This is a genomic window from Phytobacter massiliensis JC163, from assembly GCF_000321045.1.
Taxonomy (GTDB): Bacteria; Pseudomonadota; Gammaproteobacteria; order Enterobacterales; family Enterobacteriaceae; genus Phytobacter_A; species Phytobacter_A massiliensis.
The window spans coordinates 743,874-751,166 of the sequence record NZ_HE578946.1 but is presented as its reverse complement, the minus strand read 5'-3'; the positions used below and the strand labels follow the sequence as shown (position 1 = coordinate 751,166).

The following is a 7,293-nucleotide window of genomic DNA, read 5'->3' as shown; positions in this document are numbered from 1 at the left end:
GCATCGCCGGTAAAGGTGACGCGAACAATGTCCCCCGCCTGCATATTGCTGGCGGTGCCGGAAATAGTCTGCGCCGTTTCGCTCTCGGCGAAGGTCAGCGCGCCGTCACCGGCAAACTGGCTGGTGACGGTCACTACCGGCTCGGTAAGCAGAATCGTCACCGGCGCGCTGGTGGTGCCCGCATTTTGTACGCCGTCCACCACCGTGACCACAACGCTCTGCTGGCCGGTGGCGGTGATGGTCTGCCAGTCAGCCGGCGTGAGCTGCAGCTGCCAGCTATTTCCCGTCACCTGCGCCGCGAAGTTCTGCCCACCAATGTTGACGTTGACCGTCGCGTTGGCCGGATACGCGGAGGTGAACGTCCCGCTCAGCAGGCTGTTATCCTGCGACTCGGCGATATTCACGTAACCATCGTTGAACACCGGCGTGGTAATGGTCACGGTCGGCGCGGTAAAGGCGACATCGAAATTCACCGGCTGGGTCACGGTGTTACCGTAGCGATCCTCGGCGGTGATAATGATCTGGTGTCCCACCGCCGGATCGAGCGATTGCAGCGCCCCCGGTGGCAGCTCAACCGACCACACGCCTGTATTAGTGACATCTGCGGTATAGGTCACGCCGTTGACGTCAATTTGCACCTTGACGTACTGATCGGGCCCGCTAACCCCTGTCTGCCCGGTCAGCAACAGCGGACCGGAGGCCTCGGCGATGTTAAGCACGCCGTCGCCAAACAGGCCTGGGGCGGAAGGTGACGGCAGCGCGGTATGCACTTCAATCACTGAATCGACCGGCTGACTCTCGTTGCCAGCCCGGTCGGTCGCGGTGACGGTAACCGTCTGGCTGACGCCGTCCGGCAGGCTCTGCATCACCGACTGCGGGATGGTCACCGTCCATTCCCCGGTATCCTGCACCACGGCGGTGTAGGGCTGGCCGTTAAAGGTGACCGAGACGGTCTGGTTTGGACCGGTCACGCCGGTGCTGCCGGTAATAACGCCTGCGCCCTGGCTCTCGTCGAAGTTGATCGCGCCATCGGTAAACGGGGTGTTGATAGTGACCTGCGGCAGGTTATTGGTCAGCACCTCAAAGCTGCCCTGCCCCGTTATCTGGTTTCCGGCTTTATCGATAACCGTTACATTCACCGGCGTGACGCCATCAGGCAACGCCGCCAGCGTGGCCGGGGAGAGATCCAGCGACCAGGTGCCATTGGGGTTGACCGTCGCCTGGACGGCGGTGCCGTTGTTCAGGCTCACCGTTACCCTGTCGATATTGGCGACCGGCGTATTCAGGGTGCCGGAGAGGGTCTGGGTGGTGGTTATCTCATCGGCACTGAGGAAGCCGTCGGTAAATGCAACGGGCACCTGCGGCGCGGTTAGCGGATCGGTCAGCACGGTGAAGGTAACAGGCGGTTCGGAAGTGGTGCTGTTACCCGCCCGGTCAGTGACCGTTACCGTCATGGTGTGCGTGCCGTCGGCCAGATCGTTCAACTGCTGCGGCGTAAGGTTGACCGTCCAGTTGCCGTTGCCATCGACCGTACCGGGGAAGAGTTCGCCGGTGTCGAGGGTAATGGCCACGATTTGCCCTGGCCCCGTTTGCCCGGTACTGCCGGTCAGCTGCGCGCCCGCGTTCGCCTCCGCCTGGCCGATAAAGTTATCGCCAAATACGACGCCTGGCAGGGTAGCGGCGGGGGCCGTCAGGATCACGTCAAGTTCAGCGGTTGCCGTCGCCGGGTTGCCTGCATCATCCTGCGCGGTAACGGTCACCGGCAGCAGGCCGCTGGTATTCAGCTCACCCGCGCCTACGGTTACCGTCCAGACATTGTCGGTCACGCTGCCGGTAAAGGTTTGCGTGCCAATGGTCACCGTGACTAACGCACCGTCCGGCAGCCCGGTGGTTGCGCCCGTGAGGGTGGTATCAACCCCCGCTTCGCTGATATTCACTTTGTTGTCGGCGAAGATCGGCCCCAGCGTCAGGGTCGGGGCAACCTGGGTATTGACGTCAACGGAGACGATCTGCTCGCCGCGGTTACCCTGGGCATCCACCGAGTAGAACGTGAGATCGACTGGCCCCTGCCCAAGCGCCTGCAGCTGAGCCGCCGGAAGGGTCATGCTCCAGTTACCATTATTGCCCACCGCGGCGGTCAGCGTCTGGCCGCCAATCTCCAGCACCACGGTCTGGCCTGGCGTACCGGTGCCGGTTACCGTCTGGTCTACCCGCGCTTCGGCAATATTGATAAAGCCATCGGCGAAAATAGAGGCGCCGACGTTGACCACTACCGCAGGCCCGGTGGTATCCACCACCACTTCATGCGTGGCGGTGGCCGGGTTTTGCGCCGCATCGGTGGCGCTGGCGGTCAACGCATAAGACGGGTTGAGCGGGTTCGAGTCAGAGAGCGCCTGCAGATCGGCGGGCGGCACGGTGACTTTCCAGTTACCGCTGCTGTCCACCGTACCGGTGTAGGTTTTGGCGTTCAGGGTCACGGTGACCACCGTTCCGGCAGCCAGACGGGTGGAGCTGCCGGTAATATCCAGCGCCGCATCCTGCTCCTGAGCGTTAATCACATCGTCCTGCGCGATAGTGTTAATCACCAGCGTCGGCTGCGAGGCAGGCTGCGCGGCAAAGACCACGCTGTGGTTTGCCGAAGCGGTATTCCCCGCCAGGTCAGTGACGGAGACCGAGATCGTCTGCGCGCCGTCCGGCACCACCGCGACCTCATTTTGCGGGATGGTCAGCGTCCATCTGCCGTCAGCCGCGACCTCAGTAGTATAGGTCTGCCCGTTGAGGGTAACGGTGACAGGCCGCCCCTCCTCGACCCGCAGGGTCGTGCCGCTAACCACCAGCCCGCTCTGCCCTTCCGCCGCGTTGATAAAGTCGTCGCCGGCGATTTTATCAACCTGTACGACCGGCGCGCCCGTTGCCGAGGCATCTAGCGTGAAGCCTGAACTCACGGTAGTGCTGTTGCCCGCCGCGTCGATAATGGTGGCCCGGACAGTTACCGGACCATCCTGAACGCTCGCCAGCGCGCCTGCTGGCAGCGTGATGCTCCAGGTGCCGTCCGCCTGCAGACGGGCATCGTAGCTCTGGCCGTTCACCAGCACGGAGACGATCTGCGCGTTTTGCGGATCGTATGTTCCGGTACCGGAGATGGTCAGCGCCCCGCCCGCCTCCACGGTGTTAACAATGTTATCGCTGGTGACCGGGTTGATGGTCAGCGACGGCGCGGTGGTATCAATAACCAGCGGCGTGGTAGCGCTGTTCTGGTTGCCCGCCGCGTCGGTCGCGGTGACGGTAACGGTGTGGTTGCCCTGACCGATATCCCCCAGCAGTCCCGGCGTTAACGGCAGGCTCCAGTTGCCGTTGGCGTCAACGGTAGCGGTTAACGGCGGGAAGTTATCCACGGTGACGGTCACCGTCTGGCCGCTGCCGGTGCTGCCGGTCGCCCCGGTAAGGGTGCCGCCCTGCGCCGCCTCCGTGGTGTTAATCACGCCATCGGTAAACGGCGTGTTGATGACCGGTTGCGGCAGCTGGTGGGTGATGATGGTGAACTGGCGCTCGCTGGAAACCGGCAAATTGTCCACGTCCCTGGCGGAAACGGTAAGCGTAGCGGTGCCGTCGGCAATGGCGGCAGCATCGGCCTGGTTGATGGTCAGTTCCCAGTTGCCGCTGGCATCCACCTGGGTGGTGTACTGCTTACCGTTGAGCGTAATGGTCACCGTCGCGCCATCGGCCACGCGAGCGGTGATACCGCTGACGGTCAGGCCATCAAGAATATCCGCGGCGCTTATCCGGTCGTCAGCTTCAATCGGGTTAAAGGCGATGGCGCTGGTGCTGGTATCCACAGAGAAGTTAATGGATTGCGCTGGCGACGCGTTGCCCTGGGTATCCGTTACCGTTACCGTCAGGGTCTGCGCGCCATTGTCGAGGCCCGTAAGCGAGCCTGCGGCAATCGGCACGGACCAGCTACCGTCTGCGGCGACAACGCCGGTTACCGTGTTGCCGTTGATGGTGACGCTCACCTGCGCGCCCGGCTCTGCCGGCACGGTTCGACCGGTCAGGCTAAAGCCGTTGCTAAGCTCGGCAATATCAAGCTGGTTATCACGGGTGACGGGGTCGACCACGACGTTCGGCGCGGTGGTATCCAGCGTCAGGCTGCGGTTCACGGTAGTGACGTTGCCCGCGCCATCCGTTGCGGTGACGGTCCAGGCGCTGGCGCCATTTGGCAGCGCCGCAAGCGCCGCCGCAGGCAGCGTTGCCTGCCAGACGCCATCGGTAAGGGTCGCCGGGTAGGTCACACCGTTAAGGGTAACCGTCACGCTTGCCGCATCGTCGGACGCGGTGATGCTGACAACCTGGTCCACCGCTACCGCCGCGCTGTTAAGCGCGTCCGTGCCGTTAATGGGCTGAACAACAATCGCTGGCGGGGTTTTGTCCACGGCAAACGCTACCGCCTGCGAGGAGGCGTTGCCTGCCGCATCCCGTACTTCTACCGTCATCGATGCTGCGCCGTCCGGCAAGCTTTCCAGCGCGCCGGTCGGCAGCGTCACGGTCCAGTTGCCGTCGGCATCAACGACGCCGATATACTGCTGGCCGTTGAGCGTCGCCACCACCGTCTGCCCTGCTCCCGCCACGTTGGTAGAGCCAGTCACAAGCTGGCTTACGCCCGATTCAGCCTGGCTGATGGTGCCATCTACAAACGGCTGATCCACCTGCAACTGCGGCAGGTTATTGATAATGACCGTAAAGTCGTGACTGTCGCTCACCGTGCCTGCTGGCGTGGTCGCCGAGGCGGTGATGGTCGTCAGGCCATCATCGAGATCGGCCAGATTTTCTGCGCCGATGGTAACTGCCCATGCGCCGCCCGGCCCGACCTGGCCGGTGTAGGTTTCGCCGTTGAGGGTCAGGGTAATGGTGGTGCCTTCCGGCAGGCCTGCGCTGCTGCCGCGCACAATAAGATCTTCCGTTGATTCTGCCTGGCTTAAGTAGTCGTCGTCAGCCACGATGTTAATGGCCACCGCGTCGGTGGTGGTATCCACCGCGAAGCTGCCGTCAATGTTTTGCGTCTGGCCGAACGCGTCATTCACGCTGACGCTGTAGGTAGTGGTGCCGTCGGTCAGTTTTTGCAGTTCTACCGCCGGTAACAGCACCTGCCAGTTACCCAGGGCGTCAACAACCCCCTGGTAGCTGGTGCCGCCCAGGTTGACGGTGACCACGCTGCCCGCTTCGGCATTGGTCGCGCCACGTAAAACCTGGTCGACTTTAATTTCCGCCGCGTTGAGGGTGTTATCGCTGGTGAAATCCAGCACGCTTAGGGTAAGCGCGCTGGTCTTGACGGCGAAGTCATGGGCCACGGTAGTGCTGTTGCCCGCCGCATCGGTCAGCGTCACGCTCACGGTCTGCGTACCGCCACCGAGCTGGCCGAGATCGGCGGCTGGCAGCACAACCTGCCAGTTGCCGTCCTCCCCGACTACGGTGGTGTAGGTTTTACCGTTCAGAGAGACGGTCACGGTCTGGCCGCGTTCGCTGACCGCGCTGACGCCGTTGAGCACCTGATCCTGCCCAAGCTCCGTCACGTTCAGACGATCGTCACCGGTCAACGGCAGCACCGTCAGCGCTGGCGCGACGGTATCCACCACGGCGGTATCAACCACCGAAGTGGTGTTACCGGCGGCATCGCTGGCGCTAACGGTAATCGGCAGCTGGCCGTCCGGGAAGGTTTGCAGGTCGGTGACCGGAACAGTCACTTTCCAGTTGCCGTCGCCATCGACGGTAGCCTGATAGGTTTTGCCCCCCACGTTTACCGTGACATGCTGGCCGCCGCCGGAGACGCCGGTATTGCCGCTCAGGGTCTGCGGCGAGGTTTTATCATCGCCGTTGAGGAAGCCGTCGCCAAAGGGCTCCGCCAGCGTCGGCTGCGGCAGATGGTTAATCTGCACGTTCAGGGTGTGCTGATCCAGCGCAAACTGGTCGTCAAGGGTGACGCTTGCGGTGATGACCACCGGGCCATCCTGCAATTGCAGCAGGTCAGCGGAAGGAATAGTGACGCTCCAGTAGCCCGCCTCATCAACGTTGCTGACCACATACTCTTTACCGTTGAGGGTGACGACCAGGGTCGCGCCCGGTCCGGTAACCGTTGTTACGCCGCGCACTTCCAGCGGCAGGGCCGCTTCGGCGGCGCTCAGGTAATCATCGGTAGAGAGAATAGCGATAGCGATGCCGGGCTGCACGGTATCAACAGTGATATTGGCGTTGTTGGTGATGGTGTTGCCGTTGCGATCAACAACGCTGACATCGAGGGCGTTATCCCCCTGCGCCAGCGCCCCGAGATCCCCGGCGGGAAGGACAGTTTTCCAGCTTCCATCCCCTTCAACCTGCGCATAATAAGTTTTGCCATTAAGGGTGATGGTCACAATCTGCCCGGCGGGCACGTTCACCGTCTGCCCGGAAAGCGTCTGGTTGAGCAGCACTTCTGCCGAGTTAACGACATTGTCGCCGGTCAGCTCATCAATGGTGATGGTGGGCGTAGAGAAATTGGTGGTGAAGGAGCGCTGCTCCTGGGTTACGTTGCCCGCGGCATCAACAATGCGGTAGGCAATGGAATAGCTTTCGCCATCCTGTAACAGCGCCATATCCGCCTGGGGAATGGTGAGCTGCCACTGGCCGCTGGCGTCTACGGTGGTGGTATAAATTTTACCGTTGAGGGTGACGGTAACCTGGCTGCCCTCATCAGCCGCGGTAGAATAACCGCGCACCAGCTTATCGCCCTCAATCATATCCTGACCAACAATATCGCCGGGAGCAAAGGCGGTGAGAGTCAGCGCTGGGGGGATGGTATCGACCTGAAATTCAGTGGTTTCGGTGACCGTTACGCCATCCGGCGTGGTCAGCGTCACCGTAATCTGGTTGGTGCCCTGCGCAAAAGTGCTCAGCACCGATGGCGGTAAAAAGACCACCCATCTCCCGTCGCTCTCGACGACGGTGGTCCAGGTATAGTTGCCGCTGGTAATGACAACCTGGCTGCCCGCATAAGCGGCTTCGGTACTGCCGGAGATCGCCTGCGTTACAAGGATATCATTGGCGTTCAGCATGTTATCTGTACCGATAACCGCCAGCCTCAGGGTTGGGGTGCCGGGTTCCGGCTCAGTTCCGCCGCCGTTATCACCGCCGCCAGGGTTAGTGCCGCCGCCGTTATCGCCGCCGCCCGGATTGGTGCCGCCGCCGTTATCGCCGCCGCCCGGATTGGTGCCGCCGCCGTTATCCCCGCCGCCCGGACTGGTGCCGCCGCCGTTATCGCCGCCG

At 62.5% G+C, this 7,293-nt stretch carries 1 protein-coding gene; it reads right to left on the bottom strand.

The window, feature by feature from the left end:
- A partial coding sequence (locus ENTHG_RS23740; protein WP_122959180.1) for an Ig-like domain-containing protein occupies window positions 1-7,293 on the bottom strand: 7,293 nt, incomplete at both ends.